The sequence below is a fragment of the Paenibacillus barcinonensis genome, from assembly GCF_003217495.1.
Classification (GTDB): domain Bacteria; phylum Bacillota; class Bacilli; order Paenibacillales; family Paenibacillaceae; genus Paenibacillus; species Paenibacillus barcinonensis.
Genome location: NZ_QJSW01000007.1, coordinates 47,637 through 66,481, shown reverse-complemented (window position 1 = coordinate 66,481; position 18,845 = coordinate 47,637). Strand labels below are relative to the sequence as shown.

Sequence of the window (18,845 nt, the reverse complement as noted above, 5' to 3'; positions counted from 1 at the left end):
TTGACATTAGTTTACCATACAGGCTAACAAATGTATCTGCGCCTTTGGCTCCGGGACTTCCTGATTAGACGCAACACGGGCATTCATCACATTCTACATATTATGCAGCTCGAATGATGCACGCGACCAAACCAAATGCCCACCCACAATCACATCTCCAATTCCATCGCCGTTCGTTCTTCTGTCATCACGATACCCTGTCTTACTGGTATGCACGTCACGGCGAACAAAGACGCCTTCCCCAAAATATACTTTCTCATCTTCACGTCAACCCAGTACAGCCTCAATATAAAAAGAGTGGTCAGAAGTCCTGATCACTCTCTCTATGGTTGCCTTGTTCTCACGATCATTCAATTCAATTCCAGAAGCCTTACTCTGGCTTATCTGTCAGCTTCACCGACAGCTTCTCCGCTTTGCCGTCCCGATAGAACGAGACCTCTAGCGTATCGCCGATCTTTTTCTTATCGTACAGGAATTTTCGCAGATCAAGCGTGGAGGTAATTTTTTGCCCATCAAATTCCGTAATCACATCGTTCAGCTTCATGCCCGCCTCGGATGCCGGGCCGGAAGCCTCCAACACGACCACACCGCTGTCCACATGAGATGGCAGCTTGAGGTCTTTGCGCTGTTCGTCATCCAGTGGAGCATATGGATTGCTCAGATCAACGGTATATACCCCCAGATAAGGACGGGAAACTTTACCGTTCAGAAGCAGTGAATCCACGACTTTCATCACTTCGTTCATCGGAATTGCGAAGCCCAGACCCTCAACGCCGGTGTCCGAGATTTTCATCGTATTGATGCCTACAACTTTCCCGTCCAGATCAACCAAGGCTCCGCCGCTGTTGCCTTCGTTAATCGCCGCATCCGTCTGAATTACATTCTGCTCCCAGTCGTACACCCCGTCCTGGTTGATAGATACCGGCAGAATACGATCCGTATAACTCACGATCCCGGATGTCAGCGTACCGCCAAGACCCAGCGGATTACCGATAGCCAGCACCGTCTGTCCACGCTGCAGCTTGCTGGAATCACCAATTTTAGCCGCTACACCCAGTCCTTTATCGTCCGTGGACAGTACCGCGATATCGCTCACTCGATCCTTGCCCACCAGTTTAGCTTTATGAGTTTCGCCGTCCACGGTCACGATCTCCAGATCACTGGCACCCTCCACCACGTGGTGATTAGTCATAATGTAGGCTGTGCCATCTTCTTTTTTGAAAATAACCCCGGAGCCCAGCGCGGAATCCTCCATCGACAGGCTGCTGCCTGTTTTATGATTCACGATGCTGACTACAGAAGGACGTACATCTGCGGCCGCCTTGATAATGCGGTCGTAAGGATCAGCCACCTGTGCTGTCTGTGCCACTCCAGCGCCTTGACCGGCAGCATTGGCCAGTGGAAGCTGTGCCGAGGGCTGGCTAATGAAGCTGAACAACGTTACCGTCACGATGGAGCTAATCACCGAGCTGATCACAGCGACCTTGATCGTCGAACTAAGTTCCGAGCGTGAGCGCGATCTGCGTGGATTGCTCCAGCGATCACGACCGCGTCGTCCGCCTCCCGGACGGATAATCTGAAGTTTGCCTTTCTGTTCAGGTTCGGCGCGTCTTGATACCTTGGTTGAATAAAAATCATCTCCAAACAATCCCATCGTGATCCTCTCCCCTTCGTTGTCACGCATCAAGACCCTGACTGCCGCCCAGTTATTACATGAAAAAAAGAGAAGACTCCTCCTGTTCCCCATGCCTTATTTGCATTTTCACAAAATGGTCCTGCACTTCGCCCCAGCCCGGAATCAATCCCCCGGCAACAAGCGTTTATATACAACAGAATGGCACTCCATCCTGTGTGCTCTATCAATCATGCTCTCGCACGCTGCGAGATTCGAGATTCCATTTCATACGCAAAACAGCCAAAATCACAATGCTCCTTATATACTAAACACTTTAAATCCCAAAAAGTTGCATAATTACGTAAATAAACGTAAATTTTCTCTAATAGCTCACTTAACAATAAAGGTCCATAGTATTTATCACCACAAAACTGGGTGTGCTAAGCGCCATTTTCATCCATTTATCAAACTTTTTCATTTTAATTCACCGTAGGAGCAGCAAGCTATAACGCTACAGTTTTAGCATACACACCCTGCCCGGAGAATGTTAGCGGCAAAAAGAGGAATGTTTTCCACCAAGCCTGACTACAATAATAGTAAAAGAACAATTCAGAGCTTCATAGAACGAAGGAGGATTCCACAATGGAACGCACGCGATCGCTCACCGCTATGGACGAAGTGCATATGGCGGCCAAGCTCGCCGATCTCAAAGAAGAGCATTACCGCAACACACTGGCGCTCAGCACCATCATTGAACTGCTTATTGATAAAGGCATCCTGACCCGTGAGGAAGTGGAGCGCAAAGCTATCGAGCTCGACAGCTTTATGGCTCACCCACCCTATCCCATGGTGTAGGACGATCATAATAAGTATCACACAGCTTGAACTCATGGTCCCGATAGAAACAGCCACGGCTTTCCATCGCATCACGCACCGACATTTTTGCCAAATCCATCATGTTGTGATCCCGGCTGAGATGTGCCAGATACGTACGCTTGATCCGTCCGTTCATCAGTTCACTAAGCGCCGCTCCTGCTGCCTCGTTCGACAAATGCCCGATGTCGCTCAGAATCCGGCGCTTGGTGTTCCACGGATAACGTCCCATGCGCAGCAACTCCACATCATGATTCGCCTCCAGCACCAGCACATCCGAGTCCGAGATGGCATCGCGAACCTTGTCACTCATATAACCGAGGTCTGTCGCCACGGACAGCTTCTCGCTTCCATCGTCAAAGGTGTAACCCACCGGTTCAGCCGCATCATGCGATATCCCGAAGGACTCCACACGCAGCGAGCCAAAATCATGCTTTTCACCCGTTTCAAATATCCGCCGGTTCTCCTCAGGAATAGCGCCGACCGACTTCTCCAAAGCCGCCCACGTATTCGTATTTGCATAGATCGGTAAATTATATTTCCGAGATATCGCGCCTAGTCCTTTAATATGATCCGAATGTTCATGTGTCACCAGAATGCCGTCCAGTTCCGTTCCCGAAATCTCCCGTTCCAGAAACAGCGTCTCCAGCCGCTTCGCGCTTAGACCTGCATCAATCATAAGTGAAGTCGCCCCATGCTGAATGACTGTAGCATTACCTGTCGAACCGCTGGATAACACCGTAAAATATATCCCCATAACGCATTACTCCCCTGGTTTATCTGACTTGGGACTGAATACATCCCCACTGATGCCCTGCACGTACAACACCTCGCCACTTTCCAGCACGAACCGCCATGCTGGCATCGCTACCTGTATATCTGAGTTGAACAACTGGCCGTAATAGCCGAGCTGAATGTCTTTTACAATCGCATCGTTTGGCAAAAAGTTTTCGATCAGCGTGCCCAGCGCCTTGGACGCCGGAAGCACCTGCTGATCACTCTCCTCGGCGGTCGTAATCCGCACCGGAGTCTGATGATAACCCGTGATTTTCTGATCGCTGTAGAACAGCTCCAGACTCACGTTAAAGAGCGGCCATTTGCCGTCCACCAGCGGGTGGAGCACAAAAGCCCCGTCCTCCGCCATCAGCTGGTCCAGCCGGTACGTGCCGATTTGCGGAATCTCCGCCTGCAGCGCATCGGCCAGCTCGCTTGGCGAGAAGATCAGCTTGCTGTCCACAGGCTTCTCCAGCTGCACTTTAATACCCGACTTGTCCTCTTCAATAAACTCATAGGACAGCTTCGGCAGCTTGGGCGTCTCATTCGGAATCGGCGCCAGCACCTGAATGCCCTTCTCTTCCATGGCCCGCTGGGTATTGTCCGCGAGTGAGGTGAAGTCCAGATTGGCTCCTGCCGTCTCCCTCGCATCTATCCAGATCTGATAGCCCAGCACCAGATTCAGCAGCAAAAAAGCATAGATTAATACATTTTTGGCTCGTCCCCAATCCAGAACCTTCACCTCCTCGTCAGCTGATGACCTTCGTGCCAAGTCCTTGCTGTACTCATACTTTTCTATGTCTTGTTTTATATTTTCAATAAGTCGTGCCGGGACACGTCAAGGGAAATTGACGCAGCAGAGGGCGAACAGGCGGTAAAAATAGACTTAAATACTTCAGTAGACTTCAAGACACACACTAAACCTTTTGTATGCACTGTTGTTTTTACTGTTGTTTGCGCTACACCCTAAGCTTCGAGCTCCAGCCTTGATTGGTTTGTTCAAGCAAAGCTGGTGGCAAGATGGGTTGTGTGATTCAAGCTATCGATCAGGAGAAGCCCTATTTCGTATGGATTCGCAGTTTTTCTCCATATTTGGCCCGTTTTTACCGAAATAGCGTCCCTGAGGATCGTTAAATTTTCAAAACTTCAAAAACCACCCATATAACGTCTCTGGAGATCGTTAGAGCTCCGCCCGCTTTGTCAGCACTCCCCGAGCAACTCGATCTGGTCACCTGCCTACCATTGACTGCTTTTTCGCGCTACACTCCCGCCAAATAGCTAAGATACTGTTGTTTCCTCGCCGTTACCGAACCGGATCACCCAGACCGGGATCAGCCGAAGACCGTCCTCCATTGCCGATGTGCGATAGGCCGGGTACACGTCCACAACCTTGCGATTCTCGCCAGCTACTTTTCGGATCAGATTTTTGAGCTTGTCCCCGCCAGGCAGCTTGATCGACTGTTTCGTTTCCGTACCCTCGTTCAAATATTCCAAGGATCGCTCATAACTCGACACCGTCTCCTGCTGCATCTCCATATTAATCGTGCCGAAGCGAAACTGCATGGAATCCAATATTGGAAAACTGCCATAATACTGCTGGAACTGAAGCTGCGTCTTATTGTCCGTCGACCTCAGCATCATGCGAGAACGCCCTTTCCAGCCGCCATGCTGGTTTACAAAATCTACTGCCGACAGCGCATCCTTGGACGCATCACTTTGTCCGGCAGGCGGTGCCGCCGGGTCCGTATAGCTGATCCAGCGCTGATACTGTTTCACCTGCAGACTGCGTTTGCTGTCGGTATATATCTCCGACCCATCCTTTTCCCGAATATTCCGGGTCATGCTTGGATCAAAGAACAAACTACGCTGCATCTGCTCCACCGTGAACTGTCCTGTCGGCACATCAGCCTCAATCGCATCCAGTGCCTGTGTCGGAATATAATATCCGCCTTCCATCTGCGTGTACGGTGTCCAGCTTGTTCCAAAATCAACATGCTGCTGCACATCCTGCACCGTCAGGTCTGCCTGCGCGGCCTCATAGACCACATCGCCCTTGGCACTGAAGAACAGCGCATGTGCCTTCGTATCATTCGGGGTTGTATATATGGCAATACGATTGATCGTCTCTCCCTGAAAAAGGGTATCCGTACCCAGACGCATCACCCGCTGAAGCAAAGCAACGGGCATGCCCTCTTTGAAGGATAACTCAAACCCCGGGCTTTCCTTGCGAATCTGATCCCAATTGACTGACTGTACATTGCGCCGCTGGAAATCCTCGAATGTCCTGCCTTTTAACCTGGAATAGATGAGCTGATAGAATGTATTGCCAGGATAAAACACGGTATGTTTGTCCTGACCCATATGAATAATCATCTGATCCGGGAAAATTAACTCCTCAATGCTACGCTCCTGCCCTATATTTTCGGTCTTCACATAGTTTGTTTCCGAGGTGACAATCGAATCGCCACCTCCCGGCAAACGATAGATCAGGAAGTAGCTCTGTACCAGACTGGCCACGACCAGAGCAGCAAGCACCAGAGATTTAATCCGTTCCTTCAAGGTGCTCACCCCCTTTATCACGCATTGGCAAGGTAAACGTTACCGTTGTGCCAACGTCTACCTCGGATTCCAGCGAGATGCTTCCATCATGGGCCTTTACAATTTCCCGGGCAATGGACAGTCCTAGTCCCGTACCGCCCATGCTGCGAGATCTTGCTTTATCTACACGATAGAACCGCTCGAATATGCGATCCAGATCACGTTGTGGTATGCCCATGCCCGTATCCGATACGGAGATGGCCAGCGTATGCTCATCACTACGCCGGGCTGCAATCGTAATGGTGCCGCCCTCAAGCGTATATTTCAGCGCATTGGATACAACATTATCCAGAACCTGATCAATCTGATCACGGTCCAGCGGCACGGGTGGAATATCATGTTCCACAGACAGCACAGACTGAATATCCTTTTGATGCATCTGGAAAGAGAACCGATCTGTCACTTCCTCCAGCATCTCCAAAATATCAATGGGCTGCTTACGCAGCAGTGCTTCCTTGGAATCCAGCCTCGACAGGTGAAGTAGGTCCGTCACCAGACGAATCATACGCTCCGTCTCATTCTGAATGACACCAACAAAACGTCCGGCAAGCTGCGGATCCTCCAAGGCCCCATCGTCCAGCGCTTCCGCATAACTCTTGATCGTAGTTAGCGGTGTACGCAGCTCATGTGATACATTGGCCACAAATTCACGCCGTGAGGCCTCCAGTTCCTCCTGCTCCGTTACATCCTGAAGCACCGCAATGGTGCCCGTGATCCCAAGCTCACGCCGATGCACCGGAGTGAACGTCATACGAATCACCACCGGCTCCTCCTGGCCTGCAGGAGCGATCTGGAGCAATGTGGAGCCTGTAAAACCGCTCGCCAAAGCTTCCGCATCCTCTGGATCAATACCAAGCAGAACCGCGAAATGCCTGCCTTCAATGTCGGACGGGCGCATGCCAAGAATGCTGCTGGCACGGCGATTCACCAGAATCACTTTGCCGTACTCATCTGTCGCAACAACCCCATCACTCATGTTGGTCAGAATGGAGGTCAGCTTTTCCTTTTCCTCTTCATTCTGAGAGAGAGCGTCACGCAATCTGCTGGTCATATAGTTGAACGCACGGCTCAGCTGACCAATCTCGTCTGTGCCAAATACCGGTGTCTGTTGATCAAAATTTCCTTCGGCAACCGCCGTTGCCCGCCGTGTCACTTCCTTGATTGGTTGCGTAATTGTATGCGACAAAATAACACCCAGCACCGCGGTTAATACCAAGGCTATCAGAATGCCGGAGATAAAAATTTTGTTGATGCCCTCCATCGTTGCGTACAGCTCATTCATCGAGGCGGCGATGTAGACTGCCCCGATAATTTTGCCGCCGGCTAATACCGGCTTGGCCACAACCTTTTTGCGAACATTATCCTCATCTACGATATATTCCTCATTGTCCCGAATGCCCTGCAACGCACGGCTGACAACGGTCTGTGTATTTTTGCGCCCGATATAATCCGAATGTGAGCTTAGCGAGGTTGTAAGCACCTTGCCACTGGCATCCAGCACCTGAATCTCGGCACCGTTAATGTTGAACAGATTGTTCACCAGCACACGCAGATTCTCCGTTTTGTCCTCGCCAGCCTCCGCTTCTCCGCCAGCCATCGTCTCACCTACCAGAACGGACAGCATCTCGGCACGCGCCTGCAAATCCTCCGTAAAGTTGCTGGTGAGCGAGTTCTTCATCGCACTGACAAAATAAACGCCGATCAACTGCATCGCAATCAGAATCAGCAACACATAGATAATAATTAATTTCGCCTGAATCGTTCGAAAGAACGAAAATCGCGCGAATCGGCCCATTATATCCCCACGCTTTTAGCACTGCGCACGAGATAACCAAGCCCCCGGCGAGTCAGAATCGTTTCCGGCTTGCTTGGATTTTCTTCAATCTTCTCCCGCAGCCTGCGGATGGTCACATCCACTGTACGTACGTCACCAAAATATTCGTATCCCCATACAGCCTGCAGCAGATGCTCCCGTGTCATCACCTTGCCGGAATGCTTGGCCATATAATATAACAGCTCATATTCCCGATGCGTCAGATCAAGCGGCTCGCCGCCCTTGTACGCCGTATACATATCCATATCAAAAGCCAGATCAAACAGCCGCAGCACCTGCTTCCCTGCTTCCTCAGGGGCTTCTACAATTGCTGTTGGCTTCTGCTGTCTGCGCATCTGGGCCTTCACCCGTGCAAGCAGCTCCCTTGTGCTAAACGGTTTGGTTACATAGTCATCTGCCCCCAGCTCCAGACCGAGCACTTTGTCGATCTCCCCGTCCTTCGCGGTCAGCATAATAATCGGCATTTCCAGATGAGCGCGTACCTCACGGCATACATCCATCCCGTCCTTGCCCGGAAGCATCAGATCCAGAAGCATCAGATCCGGTTTCTCGGATAACGCCAGCTCTACTGCACGAATACCATCAAATGCACAGATGACCTCGTAACCCTCTTTTTCCAAATTAAACTTCAGAATGTCTGCGATGGGCTGCTCGTCGTCCACCACCAAAATCTTTCCCTGCATCGGCTGAATTCACCCCTATATCCTGCTTGATCCGCCACTGGCGCTGTCTCTCTAATCTAGCTGATAGTTCATAAATCCATATCCTGTTTGTCGATTGTACCCAATGATCTATATTCTAGTTTAACATACCTGAGGCACAGTCACATCCTGATCGGGCCTTTGGAAGCCGTTTCCTTTAAAAATATTTCACATCAAAAAACAAGGCCAGCTATACAGCCAACCTTGTTCCCATGCCAGCATCACATATGTGATGTCCTGTGCTTTACAATTAATTCAGATACGTCATCGGATTTTCGGCACTGCCATTTTTGAGAATCTCGAAATGCAGATGTGTTCCTGTGGAACGTCCTGTATTTCCCATCACTCCGATGCTGTCACCCTTCTCAACCACCTGTCCAACGTTCACGCCAATGCTGCTCAAGTGACCGTACAGCGTTTCGTATCCGTTACGATGATTAATAATGATCACATTCCCGTAACCGCTCTTCTGTCCTGCAAAAGTAACCACGCCTTCATCAGCAGACTTGATGTCCCGGCTACCCACCAGATCGACGCCTTTGTGCTGACGGCCCCAACGCTGTCCAAAGCTGCTGCTCAGAGTAGCATTGGATACAGGCCATGCAAATTGTCCTGTGCCCTCACCAACAACCTTGGTTCCTTTGAGCACAACCTCCGTCACGGCCGGTTTGATCACTTCCTGACCCAGCCATTCTTCACGAACCACTTCACCATTCTCTTTGGTGATGCGATACTGCATGTTTTTCAGTCCGCTTTGGCCTGGGCGAACGACTTTCGTTGTACCTGCCTTCAGCTCGGCACTTTTACGCACCTCAACCTGCGGCTTCACTTCAATCTGCTCCACCATTTGCTCCACCGATTGAACCGTAATTGCCGGCTTCGGTACAGTCAGCGTTAGCTCTTGTCCGATCTGAAGAGAAGTCTCCTTGATTCCGGGGTTATGTTGGCGAATCTCGGCTTGTGTAATACCGTAACGGGTTGCAATGGAAGAGATGGTATCTCCTTCATGAACCTCGTAGATTAAAGGCGCATCTTTACCAACGGTTAACGCTTTAACCGCCTCCGACACATCCCATATTTTATTCGGATCAGCCTTCACTGCATCCGTGGTGACATCTTCTTTAATGTCTACCGACTTTAATGTAGTGCTCGGGCCTTTATCCTTTTTGGAAGAATTGGCTGATACCGACTTGGTCTTCAGTGAGCTTCGAACAGCCGACGCCGGTATGTATTTGCTCTGTACCTGCTGCAGGATCGCGTCTGCCGTCTCTTGATCCTTCACAATACCGATGACTTCACCGTTAACCTTGAGCTCTACACCTTTAGCATAAGCGGTTAACATTTGACCGAGTTTATCCAGAGTTTCCTCGCTGTGTACCTCCGGCTTATAGGCCTGTACCGTTTCCGTTGTAATCCCGTCTGTATTCAACACCATCTGCGCATCCGGATATTTACCCTGATATTCTTCGGTTTTCTGGGCAAAAAGCTGCTGCAGTTGTGCTTCATTAGCGATTGTACCGATCTCCTGGCCTTTAACCATGACCTTATAGTATGGCACAGTATTGGAAGCAATATATTGTTTGACACCGAATCCGACGGATGCCGCTATCAGAATACCGCACGCTGTCGTGATGATCCATTTACGCGATGCCAGCATTCTTTTCTTATTTGAACTGAAGTTGGACATGCTCATGTTGTTTTTGTCTTCGGCCGTCCGGTGTTCTCCGGATTGTTCGTGTACCCGGTTTTTGCCCGGTTGGCGTATGCCTCTGAAACCTTTCATGATTCTCTCCTTTTCAGCACTTCATTGTTCGTGTTCTGATTAGACATTACTTGCGAATTAGTCATGTGCATGCAAGTCCATTAGTATGAGTTAAATATACATTTCAGTAAAAACAGGACTTTAGCTGTGTTTATAAAAGTGTCAAAATTTTAACCTTTTATCACACCCGTATACTTTAACACAGGTTTTACAATCATTTCAACTCCTATCCTCACATCATAAAGCCGCGTCACATCTGGTTTTCCTGAAATACCCATCCATATGATCGTTTGTTCCATCACCCATTATGCCTCAACCTCAGCCCCACTATGTACTTTTTGTCTCAATCTAGGACTAGGTTCTAAGACCTATGTAATGATTATGAAATTTTTCATGTAAACACAAAAAAACCTCACCAGAGGAGCTCTGATGAGGATCATACTAAGGTTATGCCTTTATTCCGATTGCAGTACTTCTATGAGACTGTTGTACTCTTCACTTGTCAGGTACTTGGAGATCACCTGCTCAATCTCCCGCAGCTCCTGCTCTGTCAGCCCACCCTCCATTGCACCGGAGATCTGCTGCATTTCCTTTTGCGGCAGCTTGTTCATAAGCAAAGTGAAGATACGTTCCTTTTCTTCCGTTGGCAGCTTGTTTTTAGCGCCTGTTATGTCATCAGGTGATACGACAATAGCATCATCAGAGCCCGCTGCCGCACCTGAATTGCTGTCTGTTTGAGCTGCGCCCGCATTTGAAGCCTCCGGGGTTGATTCCTTGCCTGCATCCACACCTGCAGAGTCGTTCTTCGTCCCGTTAGCGTTGCCCATGACTGAAATTGAATTCTCCGGTGCTTGCTCCTTCTCCGCTCCAGTTGGCTGATTGGCTGGTGCATTCCCCTTCTTCTCACCCTCGGTGGATAAATCAGATTTACTACCTAATGCCCCTTGAAACATACCCAGCAGACCCATGGACTGCCCTTCCCACTGTATATTAAAACTGGCAAGCAATGACTTGGCATAGGATTGCACAATTAGTCCTGTCGTAAGCAGAGTCAGGGAACTGACCAGCATCACGATAAGTACAATTTTGACAAACCATAACAGCAACTTCATATCTGTTTCTCTCCCTCCAACGATACTTCCCTTTATCCAGGTGGATTGTGGGATATATGATTGATATACTGTTAGCCAGTATTGACGAAAATCTCGGGATTATATCCGATACAGACACAAAAAAACCTCCAGCCACCGCTATTTCTAGCAGTGACCGGAGGTGATTGTATGAAAAGCAAATTCATTTAAACATAGATTGGCAGAACCTGATTTGTTTGCTCACGATTACGACCTACAGAGAAGATGGCGATTGGAATGCCTGTCAACTCAGCTACACGTTTCACATAATTCTGTGTATTCACCGGCAGATCCTCCAGCTTCTTCGCTCCCGTAATGTCCTCGCTCCAGCCTGGCATTTCTTCGTACACTGCTTCGCATTCTGCCAGCATTTTCAGGCTTGCCGGATAGTGAGTGATAACCTCGCCACGGAACTTGTAACCTGTGCAGATTTTTACCGTATCCAGACCTGTCATCACGTCCAGGGAGTTCAGGGACAAACCTGTAATCCCGCTCACACGACGAGCATGGCGAACAACAACGCTGTCAAACCAGCCTACACGGCGCGGGCGTCCAGTTACCGTTCCATACTCATGACCTGTCTCACGAATCTGGTCTCCGATTGCATCATGCAATTCTGTCGGGAATGGGCCGTCACCTACACGTGTTGTGTATGCCTTGGCTACGCCGATAACTTGCTGAATACGCGCTGGGCCAACGCCGGAACCGATACATACGCCGCCTGCAGACGGGTTGGATGAAGTCACGTAAGGATACGTACCTTGGTCAAGGTCAAGCATGACACCCTGCGCACCTTCAAACAATACCTTTTTGTTCTCGTCGATAGAATCGTTCAGTACCACAGATGTATCCTTCACATAAGGACGAAGGATTTCTGCATAGCCGAGGTAATTCTTCAAAATCTCTTCAACATCTACCGGCGTACCGTTGTACACTTGCTCGATAACACGATTTTTTTCTTTGACCAGATGGCGCAGCTTCAGTTCGAATTCCTCTGCATCCAGCAGGTCCACCATGCGAATACCAATCCGTGCGGATTTGTCCATGTAACAAGGGCCGATCCCTTTTCCTGTTGTGCCAATTTTGTTCGGGCCTTTGCTCTCTTCCTCCAGCGCATCCAGAACCATGTGGTATGGCAGGATGATATGTGCGCGTTCACTGATGGACAGATTTTTCGTTGTAAAGCCATTATCATGAATATAATTAATCTCTTCAATAAGTGCCTTCGGGTTGATAACCATACCGTTACCAATCACACATGCTTTGTCTGTGTAAAAGATACCCGATGGAATCATCGTCAATTTATATTTTTTGTTGTCGATCAGGATTGTATGGCCTGCATTGTTACCACCTTGATAACGAGCAACCACATCAGCGCTTTCAGCCAAATAATCCGTAATTTTACCTTTTCCTTCGTCTCCCCATTGCGTTCCCACTACAACTACCGTTGACATAGTTAACATACCTCCGTGGGTGCCTTGCGCACCTTTGTATTGGTCTGTCCGTCCTCTATCCCGGTAGGCATGTTACGCAATAAACCAACTGAGAAGCGTGCTAACGGACAGTAGAAATGTCCTTCCTTTACATTGAAGGGAAGGTTTGCACTGCTTTAACGCAGCAGTATTAGTGTAACAGTCCGCTTTTTCAAAGTCAAATGAAATGGCGAACAATTATAATCTGTATATCTTTAATGTTCGGAATTACACCTGTATTTCAACGTAAAAAACCGGTGATGCCAGTCGTTATACCCTTGACCGCATTCACCGGTACTTTTACACTTACTGCTTATACCGTATTGCTTCATGCATATACTGCTCGTCCGCTACATCGCGAAGGCGTCGTTATGTGCCCGCTCGTAGTTGACGAATTTGTTAAAGTTTTTCAGGAAGACCAGCTCCACCGTGCCTACCGGACCATTACGCTGCTTGGCGATAATAATCTCGATAATATTTTTTTTCTCGGTTTCCTGGTTGTAGTAGTCATCCCGGTACAGGAACGCTACGATGTCCGCATCCTGCTCGATCGAGCCCGATTCCCGCAGGTCACTCATCATCGGACGTTTATCCTGACGCTGCTCTACACCCCGGCTGAGCTGGGACAAAGCAATAACCGGAACTTCCAGTTCCCTACCAATCTGCTTCAGAGTACGTGAAATCTCGGATACCTCTTGTTGACGGTTCTCTCCGGCTTTACCTCGTCCACTGATCAATTGCAGGTAGTCGATCAGAATCATGCCGAGACCCTTTTCTTTCTTGAGACGACGGCATTTGGCACGAATATCGGCCACCGTAATACCTGGCGTATCATCAATAAAGATGTTGGCCTCGTTCAGGGCCGCGATCCCCATCGTCAGCTTCTGCCAATCCTCATCACCTTTAAATTCCCCGGTACGAAGAACTCCCGCGTCCAGATTGGCTTCGGCACAGATCATACGCTGGACAAGCTGGGCAGCCGACATCTCCAGACTGAAGATGGCCACCGTCTCTTGCGCCCGAATACCTACATTCTGAGCGATGTTCAAAGCAAAGGCCGTTTTACCTACAGATGGACGGGCAGCAACAATGATCAAGTCACTGCGCTGGAATCCCGCGGTCATCTTGTCCAGATCAATGAAGCCCGATGGAATACCCGTTGTATTTCCCCGGTTCTGATGCAGCGTTTCGACTTTATCGAACACTTCCATCAGCACGTCCTGAATAGCAATAAAACCGCTGCTGGAGCGTCTGTTCGAAATTTCAAGAATGCGGCGCTCTGCTTCACCAAGCATGGCTGCCACATCTTCGCCGCCTGTGTACCCTTCACTTACAATCTGTGTTGCAGTACGAATCAAACGACGCAGCATCGATTTCTCCTCGATAATCTGCGCATAATAATCCACGTTGGCCGCCGTTGGCACACCGTGAGCGAGCTTGGCCAGATAGCTGACACCGCCAATGTCCTCCAGCTCGCCTTTATCCTTCAGACGTGAAGTCAGCGTAACAAGGTCAATCGGTTGATTTTCCTCACCCAGCTGAATCATCGCTTCATAGATCAATTGATGGGGCTTGTCATAGAAATCCTCGGTTTGCACCCGTTCCATCGCTGTAATCAGAGCCTCGCCCTGAAGCAGGATTGCACCCAGCACAGCCTGTTCGGCCTCCAGGTTCTGCGGGGGAATCCGGTCGAATAACATTTCGCCGCCCATTTTACTCCTCCGTTACCTGAACCTTCAAAGTTGCCTTCACTTCAGGATGCACCTTAACGGTCACTTGCGTTACACCAAGCGTACGGATCGGCTCCTCCAGCTCAATTTTACGTTTATCCACTTTCAGACCTTTTTTGGATAAGGCTTCTGCGATCTGTTTGCTTGTAATTGCGCCAAAGAGACGACCACCCTCGCCAGCTTTTGCTTTCAGCTCCGTCACTTCTGCCTCCAGCTTTTTCGCCAGAACCTCGGCTTCCGCCTTCTCTTCCTGTTTACGTCTTTCTTCCGCCGCATTCTGGTTATCCAGCGTTTTCATGTTACCTTCTGTAGCCAGACGTACGATTCCCCGTGGCAGCAAGAAATTCTGTGCGTATCCTTCAGATACTTCCTTCACTTGCCCTTTCTTGCCTTGACCCTTCATATCTTTTATAAAAATGACTTTCATTCGAACAACCCCTCTTCCTTTTCGATTTCAGCCAGGACGTTCATCAGCCGCTTCTCCGCTTCTCCCAGCGTTCCTTCAAGCTGCACAGCCGCATTGGTTAAATGGCCGCCACCGCCAAGCCGTTCCATCACCACTTGCACGTTCATACGGCCCAGTGATCTCGCACTGATGCCAATCAGTCCATCTGGACGCTCACTAATGACAAATGATGCGGCTACGTCCTTCATGTTCAGCAATGTGTCCGCCACCTGGGCGATCATCATCTGTGAAATTTTGCTGCCAGGTCCAGTGACCGCAAGCGCAATATTCCCATATACCATTTTAGCATGCTTTATGATTTCTGCCTTAGCAATATATTCTGACAGATCCTCTTTCATCAGCTTCTGCACCATAATCGTGTCCGCACCGCTGCGACGAAGGAAACCCGCCGCTTCAAACGTCCGGGAGCCTGTATGCAGTGCAAAATGCTTCGTATCAAGCGTTATGCCAGCCAGAAGGGCTGTTGCTTCAAGTGGAGTAAACTGTACCTTTTCATGAATATACTGCAAAAGCTCGGTTACCAGCTCAGACGCAGAGGATGCATATGGCTCCAGATAGATCAATACCGCGTCATTAATAAACTCCTCACCCCGGCGATGATGATCGACCACCACCACTCGCGTTGCGGCTTGAACCAGTTTTGGCTCCATCGTCATGGAGGCCTTATGCGTATCTACCACAACCAATAGCGTGTGCTCCGTCATTAGCTGGGTAGCCTGCTCCGGTGAGACAAGTGCTTTAGACAGCCTCTCGTCCTTGTTCACCTGCTCCATCAGCCGTTCAATGGATGGATTCACCCCATCGAGCACGATACGTGCCTCGACGTTGTACAGACTTGCAGCCTTCCACACCCCGATGGATGCACCAATCGCGTCCATATCCGGCATCTTATGCCCCATAATCAGCACGCGATCACTTTCCTGCATCAGATCACGCAGCGCATGAGCAATGACCCTCGCTCTGACCCGCGTACGCTTCTCCACTGCATTTGACTTACCGCCGTAAAAAGATAAACGCTGTCCAGACTTCACAGCCGCCTGGTCACCGCCTCGTCCAAGTGCCATATCCAGACTGGATTGCGCAAGCTCTCCCAGCTCACTGATGCTGTCCGAGCCAAATGCAAGTCCAACGCTCAGCGTCATCGGCACCTTCAGATCAGCTGTCATCTCCCGTACCTCATCCAAAATAACAAACCGGCTCTGCTCAAGCTCCTGCAGCGATTTATGATTGAGCATCATCAGATAACGATCAGATGAAAGACGACGAAGATACACTTCGTAACGCTTCGCCCAAGCTGTTATTTCGCTGGTGACTCTGGCAATGAGTGCTGTGCGCTGCTGATCATCCATACCCTGAGCAGCCTCATCCAGATTGTCCAGAATAAGAATACCCAACGCAATACGTTCATTCTCATATTTATCTCGCAGAATAGCGAGTTCAGTAATCTCATACACATACACGTACCGCTCCTGCGGGTTATGAATTACACCGTAATAACGATCATCCAGCTGAAATTCATCATGAAACTCCTTGGATGAGGGCTCTTTTGATGCTTCCTTCTTCTCCTTCGGTTGAGGAAGATTCGGAAACAGATTAGGCAGTGAGCTACCCACCAATGTTTTCTCATGAAACATCTCTGCTACAAAGCGGTTATGCCACTCTACCGTACGATCCTCACTGTACAGCACGATGCCGAATGGAAGCATGCTGACAGCCTCACCCTCCATTCGCTTAATACGAATCGTCAGGCCGTTAATGTAGTCGTTCAGCTCCCGGCGGAACGCGAGTTCTGCCTTAATCATGATAATTCCCAGCAACGAAGCCAGTATCAGACTAATCAAACCAAGCGTCCAGTTGTAGATCGTAACGAACATCACAAGCAGCAGCAGCAGTATGAACGCCCATACGGTATAATAGCCGTGCCAGCGTTTCTTCAGAAATTTAGGCATGACTCATCACCCTATCGTTTTGATTTCGATATTGCCTCACGGAGCGGGAACGCCAGATCAATAATTCCGACAATGCGAAGCGGGCCAATGAAGAAGACCGCTGCTCCCAATAGATACGGAATAACCGGGTTCCATCTTTTCAGATGTGAGAGGAAGAAGAAAAAGCCAATCGCCTGAATCATAAAGCCAAGGTTAATGAGCGGCGACATGTTCATTGCGATCATCTTCCAGTACGTACCGTCACTTTGTCTGGAGACCACTTCAATAATCAGTGCAAGGAAGTAATACCAGATCAACGAACGTGGCATACGCCACTCTCTTGCAGGTGGAAGCTTAGGCACATTCATACCCATCACGCTCAGAATAGGACGAGCAATAACATGTGTAATAAAGGCCATGACCATCGAGGTCACCACTAAAGCAAATGGAATCATTAGCTGTGTCTGCTTGGCCACATCCTCTGTCATCTCAGGTGTCCATACAAAACCATTAATCATCTGGCTGGATGAATTGGTAAGTGGTTCAATCGTAAGCTGTACCACATCTTTAATGTATGAAGACAGGTCGAAGTGGAATATGAGACTGCCCACCAAAAGCAAGAGCAGATACTCTGCCAGCATCGTACCGCCGCCAGTCATTAAAGTGAACAACGCTGACTTTTGCTTCTTATACGCATTGCCCATGACAATTGCCGGAAGTATAAAGACCAGCATAAATAACAGATAAATCGGATGTACCACTGCTAACACAACAGCAACCGGCAGAATATGCCATATAAATGATTTTACAGATAATGAAGCATACAAAATTACACCTGGAACCATCATGAAGAAAATGGAGAGTACCGATAACGGAGTGAGTAGCGATAGTAGCAAAAGTAGCCATGCTACACTCCAGACAGCTGTTTTAAAGCTAAATTTCAACAAATTCACCTCTTACGCATATGATCTTCGAGCGCGGAAATATCCTGGTACCAGTCTTCGAGCTGGTGACCTTCCTGTTTATGCTTTTTCAACTTCTCAACAAGCAGTGCATCCAGGTCTTTGAACGGAATACCGAGCCTTCGGCCCAATATGTAACTGCTCATCATTAAGCTGGCAAGACTATCTCCGATTCGAATCGTGCTGCCTTCCCACAATGCTTTGAATAATCGGGATACCTGATCAAGTACTTCGGTTTTCAGCCATTCAATCACTTTAGCCCTCTTGGCTACATCCAGTTCTTTAGGCATTTGGCGAAAGTCACTCTCCCCGAAAAAGCTTTATTCTCGATTATAGCATAAAAAGAGGGCCCGCAAAATTACCCCAAAAAGCGGAGAAATTCTCCAAAACTCAATGTCAGGTACGATGCGGAGCCCCGTACGTCTTATTCATATATATTAGTAATAATCGCTGTGATTATCCCTAAGGGCCCCATCCTTTTTTGAAAAGAATGCAAATTACTTAGCCTTCATGGACTCCTTGGCCACAATACCTTCACAATATTCGATAATCTGACTGCGTCTCACAATCCCGATAAAGCGCTCCATATCATCCACAACGGGCACAAAGTTTTGTACCTTGGCCAGATTGATCAAATCCTCCATATTGGCATCAATAGACACCGGCTTTATATCCAGTCTTAGTGGAACGTCCTTGAGTAGAAATTTTGAAGCGTTTTCAAAGCTTATCTTTCCCTCGGCATTTTTCATATACCACAGAAGATCACCTTCCGTAACCGTACCGATATACTTGCCTTCCTTATTTAAAATAGGCACTGCTGTAAAACGATGATATTCCATCCGTTCCAGCGTTTGCCGCAGCGTAGAGTCCGACGTCACACATGTAACCTCTTGTTTGGGTAGCAAAAAAAATGCGATGTTCATACCCCTGTGTATCCTCCTTGTGTATTTCTCGTTCAACTGGCTCGCTCAACTTATATTATACGTTATAGAACGATACA

Annotated in this window: 17 protein-coding genes; 1 reads left to right on the top strand and 16 read right to left on the bottom strand. The window is 48.8% G+C overall.

What is annotated here, in order from left to right:
* Nucleotides 1-370 precede the first annotated feature (370 nt).
* Nucleotides 371-1,654 (bottom strand): S1C family serine protease, encoded by a 1,284-nt coding sequence (locus DFQ00_RS13115; RefSeq protein ID WP_110896938.1) that lies wholly within the window; start codon nt 1,652-1,654, stop codon nt 371-373.
* A gap of 603 nt (nt 1,655-2,257) precedes the next feature.
* Here DFQ00_RS13115 and DFQ00_RS13110 point away from each other — a divergent pair.
* Nucleotides 2,258-2,470 (top strand): hypothetical protein, encoded by a 213-nt coding sequence (locus DFQ00_RS13110; protein WP_110896937.1) that lies wholly within the window; start codon nt 2,258-2,260, stop codon nt 2,468-2,470.
* On the opposite strand, the gene DFQ00_RS13105 is transcribed toward DFQ00_RS13110, so the two are convergent.
* The 15 genes from DFQ00_RS13105 to DFQ00_RS13040 form a co-directional block, all read right to left on the bottom strand.
* A complete protein-coding gene (locus DFQ00_RS13105; RefSeq protein ID WP_110896936.1) occupies nt 2,439-3,245 on the bottom strand; it encodes an MBL fold metallo-hydrolase in 807 nt (268 codons plus the stop codon). The genes DFQ00_RS13110 and DFQ00_RS13105 overlap by 32 nt on opposite strands.
* Before the next feature lie 6 nt (nt 3,246-3,251).
* Complete coding sequence (gene yycI / locus DFQ00_RS13100; protein WP_110897082.1) at nt 3,252-3,995, bottom strand: two-component system regulatory protein YycI; 744 nt, start codon at nt 3,993-3,995, stop codon at nt 3,252-3,254.
* 545 nt (nt 3,996-4,540) lie between these two features.
* Nucleotides 4,541-5,830: a YycH family regulatory protein gene (locus tag DFQ00_RS13095; RefSeq protein WP_244213826.1), complete on the bottom strand. Its 1,290-nt coding sequence runs from the start codon at nt 5,828-5,830 to the stop codon at nt 4,541-4,543.
* Nucleotides 5,805-7,655, bottom strand: a complete 1,851-nt coding sequence (gene walK, locus DFQ00_RS13090) for a cell wall metabolism sensor histidine kinase WalK (RefSeq protein WP_110896934.1) — start codon at nt 7,653-7,655, stop codon at nt 5,805-5,807. The genes DFQ00_RS13095 and walK overlap by 26 nt, the downstream gene beginning before the upstream one ends.
* On the bottom strand, nt 7,655-8,377 hold the full coding sequence (yycF, locus tag DFQ00_RS13085) for a response regulator YycF (RefSeq protein ID WP_110896933.1): 723 nt from the start codon (nt 8,375-8,377) through the stop codon (nt 7,655-7,657). The genes walK and yycF overlap by 1 nt, the downstream gene beginning before the upstream one ends.
* Nucleotides 8,378-8,645: 268 nt before the next feature.
* The gene (locus DFQ00_RS13080; RefSeq protein ID WP_110896932.1) at nt 8,646-10,178 is read right to left on the bottom strand and encodes a peptidoglycan DD-metalloendopeptidase family protein; all 1,533 of its coding nucleotides are present in this window, start codon (nt 10,176-10,178) and stop codon (nt 8,646-8,648) included.
* 149 nt (nt 10,179-10,327) lie between these two features.
* Nucleotides 10,328-10,456 carry a hypothetical protein gene (locus DFQ00_RS30150; RefSeq protein WP_279630408.1) on the bottom strand — a complete coding sequence of 43 codons (129 nt, stop codon included), beginning with the start codon at nt 10,454-10,456 and terminating at the stop codon, nt 10,328-10,330.
* Nucleotides 10,457-10,612: 156 nt separating this feature from the next.
* The gene (locus DFQ00_RS13075; protein WP_110896931.1) at nt 10,613-11,269 is read right to left on the bottom strand and encodes a hypothetical protein; all 657 of its coding nucleotides are present in this window, start codon (nt 11,267-11,269) and stop codon (nt 10,613-10,615) included.
* 185 nt (nt 11,270-11,454) lie between these two features.
* Nucleotides 11,455-12,741 carry an adenylosuccinate synthase gene (locus DFQ00_RS13070; RefSeq protein ID WP_110896930.1) on the bottom strand — a complete coding sequence of 429 codons (1,287 nt, stop codon included), beginning with the start codon at nt 12,739-12,741 and terminating at the stop codon, nt 11,455-11,457.
* Nucleotides 12,742-13,109: 368 nt separating this feature from the next.
* A complete protein-coding gene (gene dnaB / locus DFQ00_RS13065; protein WP_110896929.1) occupies nt 13,110-14,471 on the bottom strand; it encodes a replicative DNA helicase in 1,362 nt (453 codons plus the stop codon).
* A 1-nt stretch (nt 14,472) separates the two neighbouring features.
* Nucleotides 14,473-14,916 carry a 50S ribosomal protein L9 gene (gene rplI / locus DFQ00_RS13060; protein WP_110896928.1) on the bottom strand — a complete coding sequence of 148 codons (444 nt, stop codon included), beginning with the start codon at nt 14,914-14,916 and terminating at the stop codon, nt 14,473-14,475.
* Nucleotides 14,913-16,904: a DHH family phosphoesterase gene (locus DFQ00_RS13055; RefSeq protein ID WP_110896927.1), complete on the bottom strand. Its 1,992-nt coding sequence runs from the start codon at nt 16,902-16,904 to the stop codon at nt 14,913-14,915. The genes rplI and DFQ00_RS13055 overlap by 4 nt, the downstream gene beginning before the upstream one ends.
* 11 nt (nt 16,905-16,915) lie before the next feature.
* Nucleotides 16,916-17,836, bottom strand: a complete 921-nt coding sequence (locus tag DFQ00_RS13050; RefSeq protein WP_244213825.1) for a DUF2232 domain-containing protein — start codon at nt 17,834-17,836, stop codon at nt 16,916-16,918.
* Nucleotides 17,833-18,135, bottom strand: a complete 303-nt coding sequence (locus DFQ00_RS13045; RefSeq protein WP_090923575.1) for a MazG-like family protein — start codon at nt 18,133-18,135, stop codon at nt 17,833-17,835. The genes DFQ00_RS13050 and DFQ00_RS13045 overlap by 4 nt, the downstream gene beginning before the upstream one ends.
* Before the next feature lie 207 nt (nt 18,136-18,342).
* Nucleotides 18,343-18,768 carry a CBS domain-containing protein gene (locus tag DFQ00_RS13040; RefSeq protein WP_090923576.1) on the bottom strand — a complete coding sequence of 142 codons (426 nt, stop codon included), beginning with the start codon at nt 18,766-18,768 and terminating at the stop codon, nt 18,343-18,345.
* Nucleotides 18,769-18,845: the final 77 nt, after the last annotated feature.